Genomic DNA, 22,493 nt, shown 5'->3' on the forward strand with positions numbered 1-22,493 from the left:
GCCGAATAGCGGCCGTTTTTAATCAGGAGCAAGCCATGTATGAAGTAAACCGCAGCGTCTTTTTGCTGATGCCTTTAGAGCCGTTTTGGTACTGGCTGCAGTCTTTGCCTGATGTGGATTTGGAAGATTTTACCTTGGCCGATTTGCAGCAAGACGCCAATGCGTATTTGGTGAGCCCTTGTGAAGATGTGGAAGAAGTATGGGCGGAAATCGAAGCGCGGGTAGAAGAAATTTTTGCCGCAGAGCTGGGCGACTGGTGTGAAGACGAAAGCCTGTGGCCGGATTTGCATCCGGATATTTTCAACGAATGGTTTGATATCCAGCTCTCCACCGTGGTCACCGATTTGGCGGCGCAAGATTTGGCCCGCGATGCTTTCCAACCGATAACCTTGAATTAAATTGTATTTGCGGCCTTTCAGGCAGCCTATAATGATGAGCCGGTGCCGGTAACGGCATCGGTTTTTTACTGTTTGTTTATTTATACCAATTCTCAAAAATAAGATAACAAGGCGGAACTGATTTATTTGGTGCTTCAGCGCCGTAGTAAATCGTTCTCTTTGAACTGAGTCGAAGACAGTACACCCAGTACGGAACAGAGTTTGTTGGTGCTTTAGCACCTTACAAAATCGTTCGCGTAGCGCGTAGGCGAGCCAACGCAGTTAGGTTATTTTTTAGAATGGGTATGACAACGAGGAAATATCATGCACCACACTGCCATACGCGTACGCGGCTATCATTTGGATGTGTTCCAACACGTTAACAATGCGCGCTATCTGGAATTTTTGGAAGAAGCGCGCTGGTCGTATTTTGAAGATACCGGCTTAACGCCGCTGTTTCTGGATGTGGGGCTGGGCATGGCGGTGGTAAACATCAACATCAATTACCGCCGCGGTGCGGTGTTAAACGATGATTTGGTGGTGCGCACCCGTTTTGAATCGGTGCAACAACGCAATGCGGTGCTGGCACAGGAAATCGTGCTGAAGGGCAGTGATACCGTGGTGGCCGATGCCAAAATCGTGTTTGTGGCGGTGGATCAAAAGGCGGGCAGGGCGGTGGCGTTTGACGGCGCGCTCAAAGCAAAATTGGATGAGCTGGTGGCCGCTGTTTAAGGTTGCGGTTGCGCACAGATAAGGAAAGCGAGATGAAAAAAACGGCTATGTGGTTGGTGCCGCTGGTATTGGCGGCTTTGTTGGCGTTGGTGTTGTGGCCGCGTGCCGAAGCCGCCCCCGATTTTGCCTTGAAAGATTTGCACGGCAACAGCCTCACCCAGCAAAATCTGCACGGCAAGGTTACCCTGATTAATTTTTGGTATCCCTCTTGCCCCGGCTGCGTGAGCGAAATGCCCAAATTGATTAAAATGGCGCACGATTATCAGAGCAAGCCGGATTTCCAGCTAATTGGCATTGCCCTGCCTTATGACCCGGAAAGCAGCGTGCGCAATTATGTAGAGAGCCGGCAAATTCCGTTTACCGTGGCCATTGACACCGATGGCAAGGTGGGCAAAAGCTATCAGGTGCAATTGGCGCCGATGTCGTTTCTGGTAGACCAAAACGGCAAGGTACACAAAACCTATTTGGGCGAGCCGGATTTTGGCGAGCTGTACCGCCAGGTAGACGGCTTGCTGGCAAAATAAAGCCCTCTTTGTTCCATTTTGTGATGAAAGCCAACGCCATGCCGAGCACTGCTGCCGATATTTACCGCCAACACATCGTAGTGGCGGAAGCCGATTTGGACGAGATGCGCCATGTTAACAATGTGCGCTATCTGCAATGGCTGCAAGACGGCGCCATTTTGCATTGGCAGCAATTGGCGGATGAGGCTTTGCGCACGCAGTATGCGTGGGTGGCGCGCCACCACAGCCTAGACTATCTGGTGGCGGCATGGCTGGGCGATGAGTTATTGCTGGAAACTTGGGTAGACGAATGCCGCGGTGCCTTGAGTACCCGCCATTACCGGCTGAGCCGGCTCAGCGACAAGCAAACCGTGGTGCAAGCGCACACGCAATGGTGTTTGCTTAACCGCAGCAGCTTAAAGCCGGTACGTATTCCGGCGGCGGTGGCGGCTTTGTTTCGGCACAGGGAAGGATAAATAGTGTTGGGTTGTGCCAAAACGGTGTTTTAGCTGCGCAGAAACTGGGGTTTTTAGGCAGCCTTGTCGTAGCCGTCAGACTCAAGAATCCGATCTACAAGGCCGTATAGAAAAGATGTTTTAGCTTCGCAGAAACTGCGTTTTAGCTTCGCAGAAACTGCGTTTTAGCTGCCTGAAAAAGCCGCCAAATTTTGGCGGCTTTTTTTCAATGCCACACAGTATTTTAAAAGTTAATCACTTCAAAATTTACCAATTTGCCTTCTTGCACTTTAAATAGCGAGCTGGCGCCTTTTTTCATATCGCCGTTTTCATCAAAGGCAATATTGCCAATCACGCCTTCAAAGTTAACCTTGGGCATGGCTTTGGTGATGTCTTCGCGTTTGACCGAGTCGGCCAGTTTCATGGCTTCCACAATGGCAAAGGTGGCGTCATAGGCAAACGGTGAGAAGGTGAGTGCCTGTTTGCCGGGGAAGGTTTTTTCGTATGCGGCTTTGAACTGGGTGCCTTTGGGCATTTTTTCCAGCGGCACCGGTTGCGAGCACACGGTGCCTTCGGCGGCGGCTCCGGCCAATTGCACAAAGCGTTCGCTGCACACGCCGTCGTCACTCACCAGCTGCGATTTCAGCCCCAGCTCTTTTAATTGTTTGGCCAAAATGGCGGCGGTGTCGTCCATGCCGCCCCAGAAGACATAATCCGGATTTTTGGCTTTAATGGTGGTGAGGATGGCTTTGAAGTCGGTGGTTTTGTCGGTGGCGGAATCGCGATGCACCACGTTGGCACCGGCTTGTTGCAGGGTTTTGGCCACTTCGTCGGCAATGCCTTTGCCGTATTGGGTGGCATCATCCAGCACTGCCACGGTTTTGCCGCCGTTTTTCAGCATGTATTGCGCCAACACCGGCGCTTGGCGCGAGTCGGTGAGAATGGTGCGGTAGGCGCTAACCAAGCCGCCGGCTGTTTTCACGCTTTTGAGGGTGTAGTCGGGATTGGTGGAAGCAGGGGCGATTTGCACCATGCCCGCTTCGGCATAAACTTTGTTGGCGGGGATGGAAACGCCGGAATTAAAGTGCCCCACCACGCCCACCACGGCGCTGTCGACCAGTTTTTGCGCCACCACCGGGCCTTGTTTAGGGTCGGCGGCATCGTCTTCGCTCACCAGCGCCAATTTCACTTTTTTGCCGCCAATCATGAGATTGCCTTGGGCATTGATGTCGTTGATGGCCAATTGCACGCCGCGCTGGGTATCCAAACCCGATTCGGCAATGCCGCCGGTTAACGGCCCCGCGCTACCAATTTTGACGCAAATTTCCCCTTCGGCCAGCGTGCCGCAGCCGCCATCGGCTGCGGTGACTTGGCTGTTTTGATTACACGCCGCCAAAGCCAATACCAGCGCCAGCGGCATCCATTTGCATGTTGGGGTAGTCATGGTGTTTTTCCTCAATCTGATTTTGGCAGCATCAATGAATGTGCAAAATCGTTTGTTAAAAAATGATGAAACATGCGCTGATTTAAAACCAGATGCCTTGGCTTGGCAAACGAACTTAAGTTCTAACGTCATTCCATAATGGAATCAAATATAGTGAAATGCATAACAAAGTGCTACGGCGTTGCTGCGCCTTGCCGTACTATCTGTACTGTCTACGGCTTCGCGCCTTGTATCACTTTATTCTTCATTCCACTATAGCATCGGCATTTGCTGCTAGAATTTGGCGTATGCGGTTATTTATGAGACGGGGTAAGGTATGAAAACGGATTTAAATGAATTAAGGCAGCTGTGCCAAGCGATTTTGGCGCGGCATGGTTTTTTGGTCGAGCACCAGCACAGCATCACCGAAACTTTGCTCACCGCGCAGCAAGACGATTGCCATTCGCACGGCGTGTGGCGCTTGTTGGGCGTGCTGGATACTTGGCGGCAAGGCAAGCTGGCGGCGGATGTGTTGCCCTACATCAGCCATGAAGCCGGAGCGGTGGTGAAAATAGACGCCCGCATGGGGCCGGCGCCCACCGCTTTTGCCTTGGGGCTGCCCAAGCTGATGGCGTGCGCCCGCCGTTTCGGGGTGGGTATTTTGGCGATTAACCACTGCGTGCATTTTTCGGCATTGTGGGTGGAAATCGAGCAGCTTACCCGCGCCGGGCTGGTGGCGCTGAACATGACCCCCAGTCATGCTTGGGTGGCACCGGCGGGCAGCACCAAGCCGTTGCTTGGCACCAATCCCATTGGCTTCGGCTTTCCGCGTGCCAATGCCGATGAGCCTTATGTGTTTGATTTTGCTACCAGTGCCAGCGCGCGTGGTGAAATCCAGCTGCGCCAGCGTGCAGGCCAGCCGCTGGAAGCGGGCTGGGCGATTGATGCGCAAGGCCAGCCCACGCTGGATGCCACTGCCGCCTTGGCCGGTGCCATGCTCACCTTTGGCGGCCACAAAGGCTCGGCCTTGGCCACCATGGTGGAGCTGCTGGCCGGGCCCTTGATTGGCGACTTAAGCAGCCAAGAATCGATGGCCTTTGCCGACGGTACCGCCACCTTGCCTTATGGCGGCGAAATCATCATTGCCATTGATCCCGCCTTTTTGTTGGGTGATGAAGCAGATGCCCATTTGGCACGGGCGGAAGCGCTGCTGGATCAGTTCAACCCCGCTGGCGCCCGCCTGCCTTCGCAGCGCCGTTTTCAGGCGCGGCAGCGCAACCGTGAGCAAGGCGGCGTGGTGGTGGATGAGTCGGTATTGGCGGAGCTGAGGGCTTTGTTGGATTGAATAAAATGATGGATTAAGGCTGCCTGAAAATATTTGTTTTCAGGCAGCCTTTTTTACTGGGCATTAACCAGCCGCAGCACGCAATTGGCTTAAGGTGGTGGTGGGTGAGAGGGTTTCTTGCTCTAAGATGCAGTGCAAAATGGCCGGTTTGCCGCTGGCTTTGGCGGCAAGGTAGGCGGGCAGGAAGTCTTGATCCAACTCGATGCGGGCGCCAAAGCCGCCGAAAGCTTGGGCGTAGGCGGCAAAATCGGGGTTGTGCAGCGCGGTGGCGCATTCGCGCAAAGGATAGTGGCGCTCTTGGTGCATGCGGATGGTGCCGTACATGCTGTTGTCGAAAATAATCACCATAATCGGCAGTTGATATTGCACAGCGGTGGCGAATTCCTGCCCGTGCATCATAAAGCAGCCGTCGCCCGCAAAGCAGATCACTTCGCGCTCGGGGTGTTGATTTTTGGCGGCCACGGCGGCGGGCAAGCCGTAGCCCATGGAGCCGGAGGTGGGCGCCAGCTGGGTGCCGAAGCCGCCGTAGCGGTAGAAGCGGTGCAGCCAGGCGGCGTAATTACCGGCGCCATTGGTGATGATGGCATCGGCGGCCAGCTGGGTTTGCAGGGTGCGGATGATGTTGGCCGGATTCATTTTGCCGCTTACCTGTACCGCGCCGGTGTCGGACCAAGCTAGGTAATTTTGGCGGCCTTGTGCCAGCCAGTCGGCATGGTGGGTTTTCACTTGGGTGTGGGCGGCCAGCGCGTTGGCTAAGTAAGCGGCGGTGGTGTTGATGGCCACATCGGCGGCATACACGCGGTGCAGTTCCAGCACATCCGGGTGGATATGCACCACTTTTTTGGCCGCGCCGCCATTGAGTAAGGTGTAGTTTTGCGACGGCACTTCAGGCAGCCTGCCGCCCAGCAGCACAATGCAGTCGGCTTGTTGCACATAGGCCAGTAATTTGGGGTTCAGCCCCAGGCCGATGTCGCCCACATAGCAAGGATGGTGGGCGCTGAGCAGCATTTGGCGCCGAAATTCCACCGCCACCGGCACTTGGTGCGCCGCCGCCCAATCGGCAAACGCCGCTGTGGCATCGGCCTGCCAAGTGCTGCCGCCCAAGATAAACAGCGGGCGCTGCGCTTGGTTGAGCACGCTTTCGAGCTGTTGCCATTGAGTGGCTGTGGGTGCCATTTCAGTGGCGTGGCAGGGCGGTGCGTCGGCCACGGCGGCCATTTCGGTGAGCATGTCTTCGGGCAAGGCCACCACCACCGGGCCGGGGCGGCCGGACAGGGCGGTGTGAAAGGCACGATGAACGATTTCGGGAATGCGCTCGATGCAGTCGATTTCCACCGCCCATTTGGTTTGGCTGCCAAACACACTGGCGTAATCCATTTCCTGAAACGCCTCCCGCCCTTTGGTGTCGCGCGCCACTTGGCCGACAAACAAAATCATCGGCGTGGAATCTTGCTTGGCAATGTGCACGCCGGCATAGGCATTGGTGGCACCCGGGGCGCGCGTCACCATACAAATGCCCACTTCGCCGCTGAGTTTGGCCGCAGCCTCCGCCATCATCGCCGCGCCGCCTTCTTGGCGGCATACGGTGATGTTGATGTCGGTGTCGTAGAGCGCATCCAACACGGCCAGATAGCTTTCGCCGGGCACGCAATACACTTGGCGCACGCCCTGATTGCGCAGTTGCTGCACCAAAATTTGCCCACCACTGCGCTGCGTTTGCGTGCTCATCAGTTGATTCCTTGTGTTTGAAAATGGGAGATATTAAAAGGGCGGTATTCAGGCTGCCTGAAACGGCCAGATTAGCAGGGGAAAATATAAATAGCGGCCTGTGCGGCGGCAAGCGAAAAATGGGATGGGGAATATTCCGTTTTGGAATGAGTAGGGTTGCGGTGGTGGGATGGGTTTCAGGTAGCCTTTGCCAACACTGCTGCCCTGTTGTTCAACAAGAAAAAATGGAATTACCCACTTCGTTTTATTCGTTTGTAACAATCCCGCCACCCGCCGTACTATTTTTGCCATACAGCGGCGGCTTGCTTGGCTGCGGCACGGTTTTTTACACGCAGGAGTGAACAAATGATTCAGGCATTGATGAACCAAATGGGCGTGGCACCCGCGCAATACCAAAACGGCACCTTGGCGGTGCATTCGCCGATTGACGGCAGCCTACTGGGCAAAGTGGCGCAACACAGCCAGGCCGATGTGGATGTGCAAATCGAGCAGGCGCAGCAGGCATTTACACAATGGCGCAATGTGCCTGCGCCGCGCCGTGGCGAGCTGGTGCGCTTGTTGGGCAATATTTTGCGCGAGCACAAGCAAGCACTGGGCGAGCTGGTGTCGTGGGAGGCGGGCAAAATTACCCAAGAAGGCTTGGGCGAAGTGCAGGAAATGATTGATATTTGCGACTTTGCCGTGGGCTTGTCGCGCCAACTTTACGGCCTCACCATCGCTTCCGAGCGCCCCGGCCACCATATGCGCGAAAGCTGGCATCCGCTGGGCGTAGTGGGGGTGATTTCGGCATTTAATTTTCCGGTGGCGGTGTGGTCGTGGAATACCGCGCTGGCGCTGGTGTGCGGCAATGCGGTGATTTGGAAGCCGTCGGAAAAAACCCCGCTCACCGCATTGGCCTGCCAAGCGCTGTTTGAGCAAGCCGTGCAGCAATTCGGTGCCGATGCGCCGCCGCATTTGTCGCAAGTATTGGTGGGCGATGCGGCCATTGGCGACCAATTGGTGTGCGATGCGCGTGTGCCGCTGATCAGCGCCACCGGCAGCACCCGCATGGGTAAAATTGTGGCGCCCAAAGTGGCCGAGCGCTTTGGTAAATGTATTTTGGAATTGGGCGGCAACAACGCCATGATTTTGGCGCCCAGTGCCGATTTGGATTTGGCCGTGCGCGGCATTTTGTTTTCCGCCGTGGGCACTGCCGGACAGCGTTGCACCAGCTTGCGCCGCTTGATTGCACACGAATCGGTGCAGGCCGAAGTGCTGGAAAAATTGAAAAAGGCCTATCAATCGGTGGCCATCGGCAACCCCTTGCAAGGCAATTTGGTGGGCCCTTTGATTGACCGCCACAGCTTTGAGCAAATGCAGGCCATGCTGCAAAAGGCTCGCGATGCGGGCGGGCAGGTATTTGGCGGTGAGCGCGTGCTGGCGGCCGAATATCCCGACGCCTATTATGTGCAACCGGCCATTGTGCAAATGAGCAGCCAAAATACGGTGGTGCAAACCGAAACCTTCGCCCCAATTCTGTATGTGCTGAGCTACCGCGATTTTGACGAGGCGCTGGCGATGCAAAACGATGTGCCGCAAGGTTTGTCGTCTTGCATTTTCACCAACGACATTCGCGAAGCCGAGCAATTCTTAAGCGCCAGCGGCAGCGATTGCGGCATTGCCAATGTGAACATCGGCACCAGCGGTGCGGAAATCGGCGGCGCTTTTGGCGGCGAAAAAGAAACCGGCGGCGGCCGCGAATCCGGCTCGGATGCGTGGAAAGCTTATATGCGCCGCCAAACCAATACCGTGAACTATTCGCGCGAATTGCCGCTGGCACAAGGGATTAACTTCAGTTGATGCTTTTGAATCGGTTTTGATTCTCAATCGGCTGCCTGAAAGCATGCCCAATGATTTCAGGCAGCCTAATACAGACTTCTCTTCTTTTAAAACAAATAATCTGCATGGATTCCGCTTGGCTGGCCACCTGTCCGCCGGGCATGGCTATGGGAAGAAATTCAATTATTTTCAGGTGTTTATTGTCATTATCTGATTGATTTCTTTGCTCTATGCCGGTGCAGATGGCATAAAAGGAATGTCCGCATGTCTGATTTAAACAATCCCCAACATTCGCCCGCCAACGAGCCGACAAGCTTGCCGCCGAGCGGCTCGTTTTTACTCGACATTGCGCCTTTGGTGCTCACCACCATTTTGTTGATGGTGCAGTTTTTTGTGTTTAAGGATTTTACGCCGCATATTCCGCTGGCTTGCGGCATTGTGATTACTGGGATGTTTGTTTGGCTGCGCAAGGGTAAGTGGAACGACATGGAAAGCCACTTTCTCAAGGTGATTAAAATCGGCTTGCCGGCGGTGATGATTTTGATGGGCGTGGGCATGCTGATTGCCGCCTGGATTGCGGCCGGCACCGTGCCCACTATTTTGTATTACGGCTTTAGCTTCTTTACGCCGTCTAATTTTCTGTTTTTCCTGTGCCTGATTTGCGCGGTGATTTCCTTGGCCACCGGCACTTCTTGGGGCACCGCCGGTACGGTGGGGCTGGCGATGATGGGCATTGGCGAAGGGCTTGGCATTCCGCCGGCCATCACTGCCGGTGCGATTGTGTCGGGCGCTTTTTTTGGCGACAAAATGTCGCCCTTGTCGGAAACCACCAACCTCACCCCGGCGGCGGCTGAAATCGGCCTGTGGGAACACATCAAAGGCATGTTGCCCACCACCCTGCCCGCCATGCTGATTGCCCTAGGTTTATATGCTTGGCTGGGCTACGGCTACAGCACCAGCGGCGTGGATATGGGGCTGATCCAACAAGTGCAAGACACCATGGCCGCCAATTACAAACTCAGCTTGATTACCTTGCTGCCGGCGGTGGTGGTGATTGCCGCGGCGATGATGAAAATGCCGGCCATGCCCACGGTGTATGCCGGGGTGGTGGTGGCCGCAGCCGTGGCTTTTGTGGTGCAGGGCAGTACGGTGCCGGAATTGTTTAATGTGTTGCAAAACGGCGTGGTCAGTGCCACCGGCTTTGAAGTGGTGGACAAACTACTGTCTAAAGGCGGGGTGATGTCGATGACATGGGTGGTCACGCTCACCATGTTTGCCTTGGGCTTTGTGGGGGCGCTGGAATACTACGGCACCTTGCGTTCGGTGATGAATAAAATCAACCATTTGATTCGCAGCCGCTTTGGCTTGTTGGGCGCCACTTATACCAGTGTTTTGGGCACCGGCGTGCTGGTGGGCGATGTGTATACCACCTTGGTGCTACCTGCGCGGCTGATGAAAGACAAATACGAAGAGTTGGGCTACAAAAAAACCACGCTCACCCGCTCGATTGAAGACTGCGGCACCTTGCTCTCGCCGCTGATTCCGTGGAATATGGGCGGCAGCTTTATCGCCGCCACCTTGGGCGCCGCCACCTTTGCCTATGCGCCGTATGCCTTTGCTTGCTGGCTGTCGCCATTGATTGGTTTGGTGTGGATGGTTACCGGCAAATTCATTCCCAAAGTGTCGCCGCAAGAGCGTCGCCGCCGGCCGCCGAAATGGCAAGGTTTATAAGTGGCTTATCATTGAAGAGGCATACAGCATGTTGCAAGAGCAAATTTTGTGGCACACCTTGGTGGATGCACCGGCGCGCCAGCTGCATCTGGCCGGCACCCTGCAAGCAGATGTGTGTGTGATTGGCGCGGGCTACACCGGCTTGTCGGCGGCGGTGCATTTGGCCGAAGCGGGGCGGCGGGTGGTGTTGCTGGAAAGCAGCCACATCGGCGCAGGTGGCTCCGGGCGAAATGTGGGGTTGGTGAATGCGGGCACTTGGGCGCGGCCGGATGATTTGAACAAATACCTGGGCGAAGCCGTGGGCGAAAAGCTCACCGCTGCGCTGGGTGCCGCGCCCAAGCTGGTGTTCGACACCATCGACCGGCTGGGCATTGATGCGCAAGACACCCGCACCGGCAATCTGCACATGGGGCACAATGCCGTCGGTGAAGCCGATGTAGACGAGCGCTTTGCCCAGCTTAGCCGCCGTGGTGCCGATGTGCAGGTATTGAGCGGTGCCAAATGCCACGAATACTGCGGCACCACCTCGATTAACAAAGCCCTGCTCGACAAACGCGCCGGTACCATCAACCCCTATGCCTATGTATTGGGGCTGGCCGCCGCCGCCATGCGCTTGGGCGTGCAGTTGTTTGAAGACAGCGCGGTAAACGGCATTGAAAAGCAGGGCAGCAGCTGGCTGGTGAAAACCGCCACAGGCAGCGTGGCCTGCGATAAAGTGGTGATTGCCACCAATGCCTACACTGAAGGCGAATGGACCAAATTGCTGCAAACCATTTATTTTGTTTGCTACTACCAAATCGCCACCGAGCCGCTCAGCGGTGCCGCCGCCGAGCGCATTTTGCCGCACCGCAACGGCTCATGGGATACGCGCCAAGCATTATCCAGCATCCGCCGCGACCAAGACGGCCGCCTGCTGCTGGGCACTGTGGGCTTGTCGGACAACAAAGAAGCGCTGTATTTGCTGTGGGCCAACACCATGCTGCACAAATATTTTCCCGACTTGGGCAAAGTGAATTGGCAATACCGCTGGTGTGGCCGCTTTGGCTTTACCGACGACCATATTATGCGTATTTTCGAGCCGGCACCCGGCATCGTGGCCGCCACCGCCTACAACGGGCGCGGCATCACCACCGGCACATTGATTGGCAAAGCCTTTGCCGATTATTTGCAAACCGACAACCGCGATGCCCTACCGCTGCCGTTTCGCGTGCTGGAAGAGTGCACCGTACCCTACCGCGAGCTGCGCGCCACTGTTTACGATGCTGGCTTGGCGCTGTATCACGCCGGGCAGTGTTTGCGGATTATTGCCTGATATTTATCGGCGTATAAAAAGGCTGCCTGAACGGTTTTGTTGTGTAAAAAACCGTTCAGGCAGCCTTTACAGCCGCGCCTGAATCCACTCAATCAGCGTGCGCACTTTGGGTGTGGTTTCCATATTGGTGGGGTGCACCAGATAATAGGCGCCGTGTTGCTGCTCATGATGCGGCCACGCCAATTGCAAGCGGCCGTCGGCCAGCTCTTCCTGCACCAAAATATGCGGCACCAGCCCAATACCGCAGCCGCATTCGGCGGCATGAATCACCGCGTAAAAAGAATCGAAGCGCGGGCCGTTAAAGGTGCCGGCCCATTCTTGGTTTTGCGCCTGAAAATAAGCCTGCCAAGCGCGTGGGCGCACGCGTGATTGAATCAAAATGCTGCTGGGTTGTTTGGCCACATCGTCCAAGGGTGCCGGGGTGGCATGCGGCGCGCACACCGCCACAAAATGGCCGTCGAAGAGCTTAATGCTGGTGAGCCCCGGCCACACACCGTCGCCGTGCAAAAAGCCGATGTCCATATTGGGATTGAATTCGGCGCAAAAATCGCCCAAGGCATCGTGCACATCCAGATGAATATGCGGATGCGCTTTGCCAAAGCCTTTTAGCGCCGGAATCAGCCAGCGAGCGCCAAAAGTGGGATGGGTAAAGATGCGCAGGGTTTCCGCCTCGCTGCCGTGCGCCAGAATATTGAGCACCGATTGCTCCAAGCTGCTGAGAATTTCCTGCGCCTGGCGCAAAAACAGCTTGCCGGTGGGGGTGAGTTGCAGCCGGTGTTGCAGGCGGTTGAACAGGGCATTGTTGAGGCTGTGCTCCAGCTGCGCCACTTGCTTGCTCACCGCGCTTTGGGTCATGTGCAATTCCTGCGCGGCTTTGGTAAAGCTAAGGTGGCGTGCCGAGGTTTCAAAGCATTGCAAAGAGGCAATGGAGGGGAATTTTTTGGCGGCGAGTTTTTTCATCATGCGCCGATTTTATACCAAATCCAAAAGGCAGATAATAATTGATGCGCTGGGATGAAGAACCGCCAGTGATGAGCTGTTTTTAAATTAAAGGCTGCCTGAAAGCGGAAATGTTTTCAGGCAGCCTTTTAACGCATACTGGGGTTGGCTGTATTAGGGTGCAGACAGGCCTGGCAGTGCCATGGGCACTATCCGGCTTACCCGCATCACGCCGCGCAGGGCGTTGGTGAGGACGATTTGCTCGGCGGTGGCGATTTGGCGGTAGTGCAAATGGCTTTCGCTGATGCGGCTGCAGCCGAGATGGGTTTGCGGGTCGGCAAGAATAGCTTGGCGCATCACGCCGTTGAGCAGTGGCAAGCTGGCGGCGGGGGTGTGCCAGTGGCCGTTGAGGCGCACAAACACATTGCTGCGCCCGCCTTCGAGCAGGTGGCCGTGGTGGTCGAACAGCAGGGTGTCGAAGGCATGGTGGGCGGCGGCGTGTTGCCAAGCGGCATCGTAGGCGGCGCGATGGCTGGTTTTGTAGCGGCTTAAAAAATCGGCACGGATGCGGTTGTGCGGGTGCAGCAACACGGCAAGGGTGCTTGGCAGCGGCTCGAGCGGGGCGTGTTGTTGCTGCCAGTGGCCGTTGGGCTGAAGCTGCACTTTGAGGCGGAAACGGCCTTGTGCGGGCACGGTGGCGATGGCTTGGGTGAGCAGTTGGGCGATGTGCTCGGCGCTGGCATCAAAATGCAGTTCGTGGGCGGCGCGGCTGAGGCGCTGTTGATGCAGCGGCAGCAGCGGGCAATGGCCGTGTTCAATGGCCAGCGTTTCAATTAGCTCGAATTGGGGCGGCAGGCCGGTGAGGAAGCCGCTTTTCCATTGGCATTCTTCGTATTCGGCTTGCGGCTGGCTGTCGATAACGATGCCGGAGCCCACGCCCATGCTGCCGTGGTAATGCTGTTGCTCGTGTTGGTGTGCTTGCAGTTGCAGGGTGCGGATCACCACATTGAGGCTGCCTGAAAAGCCCAAGCCGCTGCGGCAGGGGGCGATGTGGCCGATGCTGCCGGTGTAAAGCCCGCGCGGGCTGGCTTCCAGCGCTTGGATAATCTGCATGCTCATGCGTTTGGGTGCGCCGGTAATCGAGCCGCAAGGGAAGGTGGCGCGCAGGATGTCGGCCATGCCGGTGTTGGGGCGGGCTTGGGCGGTAACGGTGCTGGTCATCTGCCACACGCTGCCAAAGGCGGTAACATCAAAGGCGTGCGGCACTTGCACTTGGCCGGTTTGGGCGATGCGGCCCAGGTCGTTGCGCAGCAAGTCGACAATCATCACGTTTTCGGCGCGGTTTTTGCTGTCGTGGCGCAAGGCTTCGGCGCGGGCTTCGTCGTGGCCGTCGTGCAGGATGGGGGCGGTGCCTTTCATCGGCCGGGTGTGGATTTGGCCGCCGGCGTCTATTTGCAAAAACAGCTCCGGCGACAGGCATAAGGTCCACAACGGCGGCTGTGTGTCGTTTTGCGGCAGGCAGGCCAGCGCGGCGTAAGGCACCGGCTGGCGTGCGCGCAGGCGGCGGTAGAGGGCGGCGGGGTGGCCGTAGGCATCGAAATGCCAACGGGTGGTGTAGTTGATTTGGTAGGTGTCGCCGCGGCGGATGGCTTGGTGGATGGTGTCGATGGCAGCCAGATAATCGCGGTGATTGGTGTCGCTGCGGGTGTGGGCGATGCCGGCGGGTTGATCCGAGCCTTGCTGCGCCAGCCAGTGCTCGGTTTGGGCGCTGTTGAGCACGCTTTGGCGGGCAAACCAGAAAATGCTTAAATGGGTGTTGGCGGTATCCGCTGTGTTTTCAGGCAGCCTGTGTAGGGCGCTGCCGAATTCATAGGGCAGCCACAACACGGCATGCCAGCCTTGCTGCCAGCCGTGGTGTAGTTGTGCATCGAGTTGCTCCAGCGCGGTGGGCAGCAGCCGGGTGGCTGCCTGAAAGTGGGTAAACAGGCGGGCGTGGTTGCCGGTGGCGTTGTCCAGCAGCACGAAGTAATCGTTGGGTGTATGCATTATTGTGTGTGCCGGACGCAGCCTTTAGCAAGCAGTGCCGTCTTCGGCCTGTGGGCGGATGTCGGCCTCGCGGGTGAGGGCGCGGGCGCGGATTTCTTCGTCGCTTAAGGGTTGTTGTGCGTAGGTGAGCACGTCGTCTACCGAGTTTTCAATCACCAATTCGCGCTCTTCGGCTTCCATTTCGTCGGCGCTGGTGGGGGCGTGGCAAGCCGATAGGCTTTCGGTGTTGACGGTAACTTGTGGCCGGATTGTGTCTTGCGGCGGCAAGGGGGTGGCCGGGGCGTCTTGCTGCTCGGCCACGGCGGCTTGGCGGGTGAGATAATCGTCGCAGCGGTCGTCTTGCACCAAGGCGCGTTCTTCGGCTTCCATTTGGGTGGCGGGGGTGAGATCGCAGGTATCGTTTTGGGGGTGTTTGGGGTTCATGCTGTGCTCCTTAAAGTAATACCAATCCTAAAAAACAACCTAACTGCGTTGGCTCGCCTTGCCGTATATTTATACTGTCTGCGGCTCGCCGCCTTGTTATCTTATTTTTTAGAATTGGTATAAGTACAGGATGGTGGGCTTCAGGCTGCCTGAAAGCTTGGCGGGGTGAAATCAACGCCGCGCCAATACGGCGGTGGCCAGATAGCTTTGCACGCCGCTGGCAATGGCACCGGCCGCCTGCTGGCGGAAACGGCTGCTGGCCAGCATTTTTTCTTCGGTGGGGTTGGACAAAAAGGCGGTTTCCACCAAAATCGACGGGATGTCGGGTGCGCGCAATACGGCAAAGTTGGCTTGGTCGACATGGCCTTTGTGCAGTTTGTTTAGCTTGCCCAGCTCGGTTAACACGCCGCGCCCGAGTTTGAGGCTGTCGTTGATGGTGGCGGTTTGGGTGAGGTCGAACAAGGTGTTGTTGACATTTTTGTCGGCCGAATAACGCACGCCACCGATTAAGTCGGCATCGTTTTGGGTTTGCGCCAAAAAGCGGGCGGCGGCGCTGGTGGCGCCTTTGGGGCTGAGCGCATACACGCCGGTGCCGCGCGCGCTGGGGTTGGTGAAGGCGTCGGCGTGGATGGAAACAAACACATCAGCTTTCAGGCTGCGTGCCTTGGCCACACGCACGCCTAGCGGAATAAACACGTCTTCGTTGCGGGTCATGTGGGTTTGGAAGCCCATGGCGTCGAGCCGTTTTTTGGTTTCGCGCGCAATGGCCAATACCACGTCTTTTTCGCGCAGGCCGGACGGGCCGATGGCGCCGGGGTCTTCGCCGCCGTGGCCGGGGTCGAGCACGATAATCGGGCGGCGGTTGGGGCGCGTGGGCGTGGGGGTGCTGATGGTGGGTGTGGTGGTAGTGGGCGGCGTGGTGCGCACCGGCGGGGTTTGCACTTGGGCGCTGGCTTGGGTGGTGCCGTCGCTGTTTACCTTACCACGGCTGTAGTCTTGCAGCAGTGCCATTAAAGGGTCGTTTTGTTCTTGCGCCAGCGCCACGGAGGTGCTGGGGTATAAATCCACCACCAGCCGGTGTTTGAAATCGGCCACCGGGCGCAGGGTGAATACCTGCGGGTTAACGCCGGTTTTTAAGTCCAGCACCACGCGGATGGTGTCGGCATTAAATTGGCCTACGCGCACGCTGGCGATATACGGATCCAGCGGCAGCACTTTTTGCGGCAGGGTTTGCAATACGCTGTTGAGGCTGGCGCCTTGAATGTCCACCACCAGCCGGTTGGGATTGGCCAGGGTGAATTGCTTGTATTGCAAAGCGCTGTCCGATTCCAAAGTCATGCGGGTGTAGGCTGTGGCCGGCCAAATACGCACTGCCACCATTTGGGCGGCAGCCCGGGCCCAAGCGGTGGGACTGATGCTGAGCAAGAGGCTGCCTGAACAGGCGCCAAGCAAGGTTCTGCGGGTTATTTTTGCCATATGCTTAAATCAAGAGGGTGCAAACACGCGGCGGCGTGTGCGCTGTGGGCGGAAAGGGTGAGTTGGCGGCCGGGCTCGGCATGGCTTAAAGCCAGCCGTAAATCGGCGGCGGGCACATGGCTGCCGCCTTGTTGCGGCCATTCAATCAGACAAACGGCTTCGGGGTGGAACAGCTCGTCTAAGCCTGCGTCAACCCATTCGTCGGGATGGGTGAAGCGGTAGAGGTCGAAATGGTTGATTTCCATGCTGTTATTTGGCGGGCGGTAGCTTTCCACCAGCGCATAGGTGGGGCTTTTTACTGCGCCGTGGTGTCCCAAGCCGCGCAAAAGGCCGCGCACCAGCGTGGTTTTGCCGGCGCCCAAATCACCTTCCAGCCACACCACCAACGGCGCGGCCAAGTGGGCGGCCAAGGCTTGCCCCAAATTCAAGGTGGCGGCTTCATCGGCCAAAAAACAATCGTATTGTGCAACAACAGCCATGGCAAACCATCAAAATGCTTGATAATGTGTAAATTATGCGTGAATCAACACGAAATAGAAACCCCTGCGGCGGCTTTAGCGGCGTGCCGGCGGGCGGTTTTTGCAGTTCTTAACATGCATGGCCGCCCCGTGTCCGGGTTTTGATGGTGGTACAATACGCGTTTTCAGGCAGCCTGAAGCAAGGTTGGGGATACAGCAGGCATGAGCAGGGTACAACACAGGCCGATTGGCGTTTTCGATTCCGGCGTGGGCGGTTTAACCGTGGTGCGCGCGCTGATGGAGCGGCTGCCCAATGAAGACATCGTTTACTTTGGCGACACCGCCCGCGTGCCCTACGGGGTGAAATCGCGCAACACCATCGAAACCTTCAGCGCCCAGATTGTTGATTTTTTGATGCAGCACGATGTAAAAGCGCTGGTGATTGCCTGTAACACCATTGCGGCGGTGGCCGGGCAGCGGGTGCGGCAAATGGCCGGTGCCATGCCGGTGCTTGACGTGATTGCCGCCGGTGCCGAAGCAGCATTGCAAACCAGCCGCAACGGCCACATCGGCATTATCGCCACCAGCACCACCGTAAACAGCAATGCCTATGCCCGCGCCATCCACCGCCACAACCCGGCGGCCAGGGTGTTGTCGCAAGCCTGTCCTTTATTGGTGCCGCTGGTGGAAGAAGGCTGGCTGGATCACGAAGTAACCCGCTTAACCGCACGCGAATACCTCAAGCCCCTGCTGGCCGAAGACATCGACACCTTGGTGCTGGGCTGCACCCACTACCCCTTGCTCAAGCCTTTATTGCGCCAAGAAGCGCCACAACTGGCGCTGGTAGACTCCGCCATCACCACCGCCCAAGCCACCGCCGCCGCTTTGCAGGCGGCCGATTTGCTCAACCCTAATGCCAACGGTGCCGATTACCGCTTTTATGTGAGCGACATTCCGCTGCGTTTCCAAACCATCGGCGAGCGCTTTTTGGGGCGCAGTTTGGAGCAGTTGGAGATGGTGTCGCTGGGTTAAGCCATACACAAGTTATTTATGAAAAACATTGTTATTTTAATTTCTGGTCGTGGCAGCAATATGCAGGCATTGGTGCAGGCCGCCATTCCCGGTGCGCAGGTAGCGGCGGTTATCAGCAATCGCGCCGATGCCGCCGGTTTGGCGTGGGCGGCAGCGCAAGGCTTGGCCACCGCCAGCTTGAGCCACCGCGATTACCCCAGCCGCGAAGATTACGACGCCGCCTTAATGGCGTTGATCGACACTTACGCGCCCGATTTGGTGGTGTTGGCCGGGTTTATGCGCATCCTCACGCCTGCGTTTTGCCGCCATTATCAGGGGCGTTTAATCAATATTCACCCGTCTTTATTGCCCGCGTTTACCGGGCTGGACACGCACCAACGCGCGCTGGAAGCGGGCTGCCGCGTGGCCGGCTGTACCGTGCATTTTGTAACGCCGGAGCTGGATTGCGGCCCGGTGATTGTGCAAGGCGCGGTGCCGGTGTTGGATCATGACACCGCCGCCACGCTGGCCGAACGCGTCTTGGCGGTGGAGCATCAAGTATTGCCGCAGGCGGTGGCCGATTTTGTTTCAGGCAGCCTCAGTATTCGCGGCAACCGCGTTTACCGTGTTGAAAATACCGTTGACGCAACAGCACAACTTATTATTTAGAAAGGATATCAGTATGACTGCACTGTCTTTGGTTTCCCGTTTCGCGCCTTTGCCGCTGGCCTTGCTTTTGGCCGCACCTTTGGCACAGGCTGCCGACTTTCCCGCCAGCGCCGAATTGCAATATGTCGGCCCCTACGGCGTGCCCGCCACCATGACGTTTAACCGCAGCGGCAGCAATTACAAAGTGGTGGCCAGCATCAACGTGCCCATGTACCAGATGCGTTTTGAGTCTTCAGGCAGCATCAACGGCAATACCTTGCAACCGGCGGTTTACACCGACACCCGCAAAGGTAAACCTTATGCACAAGCGCGCTTTTCCGGCAGCAGCGTGCGCTACGGCAAGGCCGGGGAAACCGCGCAAACCGCTGCGGTAAAAGGCCCCACCTTCGATTTGTTTACCTTGGCCTGGCAATTGGCCATGAACGAAGGCAAACTGCCCACCGGTTTGCAGATTACCAACGGCAAGCGGCTGTATCCGGTGTCGGGCATTCGCAGTTTGGGTGCCGCTAAATACCGTGTTAGCGGCGGCGACACCACCATCAACCGCTACCGTGTGCAGCGCGGCGGCGACACCATCGACTACGCGTTTGCGCCCGAATTTCACAATATCCCCGCCCAAATCACCTATGTGGATGACGGCAAAACCTACACCTTGAAGCTCAAAAGCATCAAAATCAATGGCAAGGCCGTGCAACCCAAATGATGAACCCAATGCAGCTTAAACACACCGCCGCCGTTTTGGCCGATGTGCTTACTTTCAGGCAGCCTGCTGATGCGGTGGTGTCGGCGTATTTCCGCCGCGAGCGTAAACTGGGGCGGCAAGACCGCCATGAAATTGCCGAAACCGTGTTTGCCGCCGTGCGCCACGGCCAGAAAATCAGCGCCGTGTTGCCCAAGCCGCACACCCAGCCGCGCCGCGCCGCCTTAGTGGCACTGGTGTTGGGGCGCAGTGTGAATCTCAGCGCCTTGGCCGATGTGGCCGATGAAGACGACATGGCTTTTTTGGCAGAGGTGAAAGCCCGCAAAAGTGAATTTTCAGACAGCCTAAACACCGCGGCCGAGCTGCCGCAATGGCTGATTGACACCATGCGCGCCGACGGCTTTGATGACGACGCCGTGCTGGCATTTGGCCGTAGCGTGGTGCAGGGCGCACCGCTGGATGTGCGCGTGAACACCCTTAAAGGCCGCCGCGACAAAGTACTGGCCGCCTTGCAAGCCGAAGGGCTGGCGTGCAGCCCCACACCGTATTCGCCGTGGGGCATCCGCTTTGCCGACAAACCCGCGCTCAACAAACACCCGCTGTTTCTGGACGGCACGCTGGAAGTGCAAGACGAAGGCAGCCAACTGCTGGCTTTGCTTACCGGTGTGAAGCGCGGGCAAATGGCAGTGGATTTCTGCGCCGGCGCCGGCGGCAAAACCTTGGCCATGGGCGCGATGATGCACGGCAGCGGCCGTTTGTATGCGCTGGATGTGGCCGAAAAACGGCTGGCCAATCTGAAGCCGCGCATGGTGCGTGCCGGGCTCACCAATATCCACCCACAGCGCATCGAAAGCGAGCACGATGCCCGCATTGGCAAATTAAGCGGCAAAGCCGATTGTGTGCTGGTGGACGCGCCGTGTTCCGGCCTTGGCACCTTGCGCCGCAACCCCGATTTGAAATACCGTCAAAGCGCCGATAGCGTGGCCGCTTTGCGCGCGCAGCAGCACAGCATCTTGCAGGCTGCCGCCCGTTTGGTGCAGCCGCAAGGGCGGCTGGTGTATGCCACTTGCAGCATTCTGCCGCAAGAAAACGAAGCGCAGATTGAGCGCTTTTTGGCCGAAAACCCCGGCTGGCAGCCGCGCGATTGCCGCCTAATCCTTGCGGATAATAAAATAGACCTCAATACCGGCGTATACTTGCGCCTGAACACCGCCGCGCACGGCAGCGACGGCTTTTTTGCTGCCGTATTGGAGCGCAGTTGAGGTGATTTGATTTAAGGTGGTGCATGGAATGCGCCTTGGCGTATCGGCAGAAAATACACACAGTGGCTAAGCATAAGCAGCTTGTTTTCAGGTAGCCTATCAATCCCATACCGTTTGTTTAAGCAATGGATTTATTTTAATTAAAAAAGGAAATCATCATGAGTGCACAAGCACAAATCAAAGAAATCGTTAGCGCCAACCCGGTGGTGCTGTTTATGAAAGGCACCAAACAATTCCCGCAATGCGGCTTTTCCGCTCGCGCGGTGCAGATTTTGCAAGCCGTGGGCTGCCATGATTTTGTGACCGTGAATGTGCTGGAAGACGAAGCCATCCGCCAAGGCATCAAAGAATACGCCAATTGGCCCACCATTCCGCAGCTGTATGTGAAGGGCGAATTTTTGGGCGGCTCCGACATCATGATGGAAATGTTTGAAGCGGGCGAGTTGCAGGCAGCCTTGGCAGAATAAGGCCATGCGCTGGCTCAAAAAAGGGTGCCGCTGCTTGCTGGCACCGTTTTTTGTGCTGCTGGCTTATTTGGCCGCGGCGTTGGTGTTGGGGCTAATTCCCTCGCACACGCCCATACCCACGCCGACGGCGGCGGCCGATTATCCGGTGTATTTGGTCAGCAACGGTGTGCACATCAATTTGGTGTTGCCGCTATATAACGACATTGCCGATTGGCGCGACAGGCTGCCTGAAAGCGAGCCGGGCGATTGGGTGTATATCGGCTGGGGCAGCCGCGCGTTTTATACCCAAGTGCCCACCTGGGGCGATTTAACCGTGCCTTTGGCCGCCAAAGCTTTGTTGTGGGACGACAGCGTGCTGTTTGTACGCGGCGGTGCCGCCCCGTTGCCCGGCAGCGGGCAAGTGCGTAAAATCCGCCTCAATGCCGCGCAATACCGGCAATTGAATGCCGATATCCGCCGCCAATTTGCCGCCGCCACGCCCTTGCCGGATTACCCCCATTTTTATGCCGCCCGCGGTGCTTACCAGCCTTTGCAAACCTGCAACGAATGGGTGCGCCGCCGCTTACAGCCGCTGGGCGTTACCGTGCCTTTGTGGTCGCCGTTTGACCGGCCCTTGTTGTGGCACCTGCCACGCGAATACCAATCCTAAAAACAACCTAACTGCGTTGGCTCGCCTTAGCTCGAAGAGAACGATTTTGTAAGGTGCTAAAGCACCAAATAAGCCAGTTCCGCCTTGTTATCTTATTTTTTATGATTGGTATAAACTCCATCCAAATCTTGCAAAATCTGTAGAGACATCCATGAACATCACCATTATCGAACACCCGCTGGTGCGCCACAAGCTGAGCCTGATGCGCGAAGCCGATTGCAGCACCTACCGCTTCCGCACCCTTACCAAAGAGCTGGCGCGGCTGATGGCCTACGAAGCCAGCCGCGATTTCGCCACCGAGGTTTTTACCCTGCAGGGCTGGTGTGGCGACATCGAAGCGCACCGCATCAAAGGCAAAACCGTCACCATCGTGCCGATTTTGCGTGCCGGACTGGGTATGCTGGACGGCGTATTGGATTTGATTCCCACCGCCAAAATCAGCGTGGTGGGTTTGCAGCGCGACGAAGAAACCTTGCAGCCGGTGTCGTATTTTGAAAAATTTGTCGACGATATGGACAAACGCCCGGCTTTGATTATCGATCCGATGCTCGCCACCGGCGGATCTATGGTGGCCACCATCGATTTGTTGAAGAAAAAAGGCTGTAAAAACATCAAAGCGCTGGTATTGGTGGCCGCGCCCGAAGGTGTCAAAGTGGTGAACGAAGCACACCCGGACGTAACGATTTACACCGCCGCACTCGACAGCCATTTGAACGAAAACGGCTACATCATCCCCGGCTTGGGTGATGCGGGCGACAAAATTTTCGGCACCAAGCACGAATAATATCGGCCAGAGCCGGGGTGTTGTTGCCTTTAATCCGCGCCAAATATTTGCCTTTGCGCAAATTAAGCTATTTTTTCCCATCAAGGCACCTAAACGGGTGCCTTGATTTATGTTATGTTTTCGGGTATTACTTTAATTGCATAAGCTTGATGCCGAATGCAATGAACAGTTTTTATTTTGATGGA

At 56.9% G+C, this 22,493-nt stretch carries 23 protein-coding genes; 16 read left to right on the plus strand and 7 right to left on the minus strand.

Annotated features, from left to right (window positions below):
- Positions 1 to 35: 35 nt before the first annotated feature.
- From JQU52_RS05240 to JQU52_RS05255, 4 genes are all read left to right on the plus strand, one after another.
- Entirely contained in the window at positions 36 to 398 is a 363-nt protein-coding gene (locus tag JQU52_RS05240) for a VacJ (RefSeq protein WP_230340084.1), read from the plus strand.
- Between the two features lie 303 nt (positions 399 to 701).
- Positions 702 to 1,109, plus strand: a complete 408-nt coding sequence (locus JQU52_RS05245) for an acyl-CoA thioesterase (RefSeq protein ID WP_230340085.1) — start codon at positions 702 to 704, stop codon at positions 1,107 to 1,109.
- 32 nt (positions 1,110 to 1,141) lie between these two features.
- Positions 1,142 to 1,633 (plus strand): TlpA family protein disulfide reductase, encoded by a 492-nt coding sequence (locus JQU52_RS05250; RefSeq protein WP_230340086.1) that lies wholly within the window; start codon positions 1,142 to 1,144, stop codon positions 1,631 to 1,633.
- Positions 1,634 to 1,671: 38 nt separating this feature from the next.
- Positions 1,672 to 2,088 carry an acyl-CoA thioesterase gene (locus tag JQU52_RS05255; protein WP_230340087.1) on the plus strand — a complete coding sequence of 139 codons (417 nt, stop codon included), beginning with the start codon at positions 1,672 to 1,674 and terminating at the stop codon, positions 2,086 to 2,088.
- A gap of 223 nt (positions 2,089 to 2,311) precedes the next feature.
- Here the strand turns inward: JQU52_RS05255 and JQU52_RS05260 are convergent, their stop codons facing one another.
- Positions 2,312 to 3,511, minus strand: coding sequence for a branched-chain amino acid ABC transporter substrate-binding protein (locus JQU52_RS05260; protein WP_230340088.1), 1,200 nt, complete (start codon positions 3,509 to 3,511; stop codon positions 2,312 to 2,314).
- A 316-nt stretch (positions 3,512 to 3,827) separates the two neighbouring features.
- Between JQU52_RS05260 and JQU52_RS05265 the strand changes: the two genes are divergently transcribed.
- The gene (locus tag JQU52_RS05265; RefSeq protein ID WP_230340089.1) at positions 3,828 to 4,835 is read left to right on the plus strand and encodes an Ldh family oxidoreductase; all 1,008 of its coding nucleotides are present in this window, start codon (positions 3,828 to 3,830) and stop codon (positions 4,833 to 4,835) included.
- A gap of 63 nt (positions 4,836 to 4,898) precedes the next feature.
- On the opposite strand, the gene JQU52_RS05270 is transcribed toward JQU52_RS05265, so the two are convergent.
- The gene (locus JQU52_RS05270; protein WP_230340090.1) at positions 4,899 to 6,563 is read right to left on the minus strand and encodes a thiamine pyrophosphate-binding protein; all 1,665 of its coding nucleotides are present in this window, start codon (positions 6,561 to 6,563) and stop codon (positions 4,899 to 4,901) included.
- Between the two features lie 23 nt (positions 6,564 to 6,586).
- Here JQU52_RS05270 and JQU52_RS05275 point away from each other — a divergent pair, with 23 nt between their 5' ends.
- The 4 genes from JQU52_RS05275 to amaA all read left to right on the plus strand — a co-directional run bounded on the left by JQU52_RS05275 (position 6,587) and on the right by amaA (position 11,424).
- Positions 6,587 to 6,904, plus strand: coding sequence for a hypothetical protein (locus JQU52_RS05275; RefSeq protein ID WP_230340091.1), 318 nt, complete (start codon positions 6,587 to 6,589; stop codon positions 6,902 to 6,904).
- Between the two features lie 4 nt (positions 6,905 to 6,908).
- Positions 6,909 to 8,402: an L-piperidine-6-carboxylate dehydrogenase gene (amaB, locus tag JQU52_RS05280; protein WP_230340092.1), complete on the plus strand. Its 1,494-nt coding sequence runs from the start codon at positions 6,909 to 6,911 to the stop codon at positions 8,400 to 8,402.
- 243 nt (positions 8,403 to 8,645) lie between these two features.
- Positions 8,646 to 10,112 carry a Na+/H+ antiporter NhaC gene (gene nhaC, locus JQU52_RS05285; protein ID WP_230340093.1) on the plus strand — a complete coding sequence of 489 codons (1,467 nt, stop codon included), beginning with the start codon at positions 8,646 to 8,648 and terminating at the stop codon, positions 10,110 to 10,112.
- Between the two features lie 28 nt (positions 10,113 to 10,140).
- Positions 10,141 to 11,424, plus strand: a complete 1,284-nt coding sequence (gene amaA, locus JQU52_RS05290) for an L-pipecolate oxidase (RefSeq protein WP_230340094.1) — start codon at positions 10,141 to 10,143, stop codon at positions 11,422 to 11,424.
- Positions 11,425 to 11,490: 66 nt separating this feature from the next.
- Here amaA and JQU52_RS05295 read toward each other — a convergent pair whose 3' ends face one another.
- From JQU52_RS05295 to tsaE, 5 genes are all read right to left on the minus strand, one after another.
- Complete coding sequence (locus JQU52_RS05295) at positions 11,491 to 12,387, minus strand: LysR substrate-binding domain-containing protein (RefSeq protein WP_230340095.1); 897 nt, start codon at positions 12,385 to 12,387, stop codon at positions 11,491 to 11,493.
- Between the two features lie 150 nt (positions 12,388 to 12,537).
- Positions 12,538 to 14,409 (minus strand): bifunctional chorismate-binding protein/class IV aminotransferase, encoded by a 1,872-nt coding sequence (locus tag JQU52_RS05300; protein WP_230340096.1) that lies wholly within the window; start codon positions 14,407 to 14,409, stop codon positions 12,538 to 12,540.
- Between the two features lie 24 nt (positions 14,410 to 14,433).
- Positions 14,434 to 14,832, minus strand: a complete 399-nt coding sequence (locus tag JQU52_RS05305; RefSeq protein ID WP_230340097.1) for a hypothetical protein — start codon at positions 14,830 to 14,832, stop codon at positions 14,434 to 14,436.
- A gap of 171 nt (positions 14,833 to 15,003) precedes the next feature.
- Positions 15,004 to 16,308, minus strand: a complete 1,305-nt coding sequence (locus JQU52_RS05310) for an N-acetylmuramoyl-L-alanine amidase (protein WP_230340098.1) — start codon at positions 16,306 to 16,308, stop codon at positions 15,004 to 15,006.
- Positions 16,296 to 16,787 carry a tRNA (adenosine(37)-N6)-threonylcarbamoyltransferase complex ATPase subunit type 1 TsaE gene (gene tsaE / locus JQU52_RS05315; RefSeq protein WP_230340099.1) on the minus strand — a complete coding sequence of 164 codons (492 nt, stop codon included), beginning with the start codon at positions 16,785 to 16,787 and terminating at the stop codon, positions 16,296 to 16,298. Before tsaE ends, JQU52_RS05310 begins: the two co-directional genes overlap by 13 nt.
- A 201-nt stretch (positions 16,788 to 16,988) precedes the next feature.
- On the opposite strand from tsaE, the gene murI reads away from it, so the two are divergent.
- From murI to upp, 7 genes are all read left to right on the plus strand, one after another.
- Positions 16,989 to 17,798, plus strand: a complete 810-nt coding sequence (murI, locus tag JQU52_RS05320) for a glutamate racemase (protein ID WP_230340100.1) — start codon at positions 16,989 to 16,991, stop codon at positions 17,796 to 17,798.
- A gap of 18 nt (positions 17,799 to 17,816) precedes the next feature.
- On the plus strand, positions 17,817 to 18,446 hold the full coding sequence (gene purN, locus JQU52_RS05325; protein ID WP_230340101.1) for a phosphoribosylglycinamide formyltransferase: 630 nt from the start codon (positions 17,817 to 17,819) through the stop codon (positions 18,444 to 18,446).
- 13 nt (positions 18,447 to 18,459) lie between these two features.
- Complete coding sequence (locus JQU52_RS05330; protein WP_230340102.1) at positions 18,460 to 19,149, plus strand: DUF3108 domain-containing protein; 690 nt, start codon at positions 18,460 to 18,462, stop codon at positions 19,147 to 19,149.
- Positions 19,149 to 20,408, plus strand: a complete 1,260-nt coding sequence (locus tag JQU52_RS05335) for an RsmB/NOP family class I SAM-dependent RNA methyltransferase (RefSeq protein ID WP_230340527.1) — start codon at positions 19,149 to 19,151, stop codon at positions 20,406 to 20,408. Before JQU52_RS05330 ends, JQU52_RS05335 begins: the two co-directional genes overlap by 1 nt.
- 158 nt (positions 20,409 to 20,566) lie before the next feature.
- A complete protein-coding gene (gene grxD / locus JQU52_RS05340; RefSeq protein ID WP_230340103.1) occupies positions 20,567 to 20,875 on the plus strand; it encodes a Grx4 family monothiol glutaredoxin in 309 nt (102 codons plus the stop codon).
- 4 nt (positions 20,876 to 20,879) lie between these two features.
- Positions 20,880 to 21,524, plus strand: coding sequence for a TIGR02117 family protein (locus JQU52_RS05345; protein ID WP_230340104.1), 645 nt, complete (start codon positions 20,880 to 20,882; stop codon positions 21,522 to 21,524).
- Between the two features lie 151 nt (positions 21,525 to 21,675).
- The gene (gene upp / locus JQU52_RS05350; RefSeq protein WP_230340105.1) at positions 21,676 to 22,308 is read left to right on the plus strand and encodes a uracil phosphoribosyltransferase; all 633 of its coding nucleotides are present in this window, start codon (positions 21,676 to 21,678) and stop codon (positions 22,306 to 22,308) included.
- Positions 22,309 to 22,493: the final 185 nt, after the last annotated feature.

Origin of the sequence: Paralysiella testudinis, from assembly GCF_016894345.1 — a bacterium.
In the GTDB taxonomy this organism is placed as follows: Bacteria; Pseudomonadota; Gammaproteobacteria; order Burkholderiales; family Neisseriaceae; genus Paralysiella; species Paralysiella testudinis.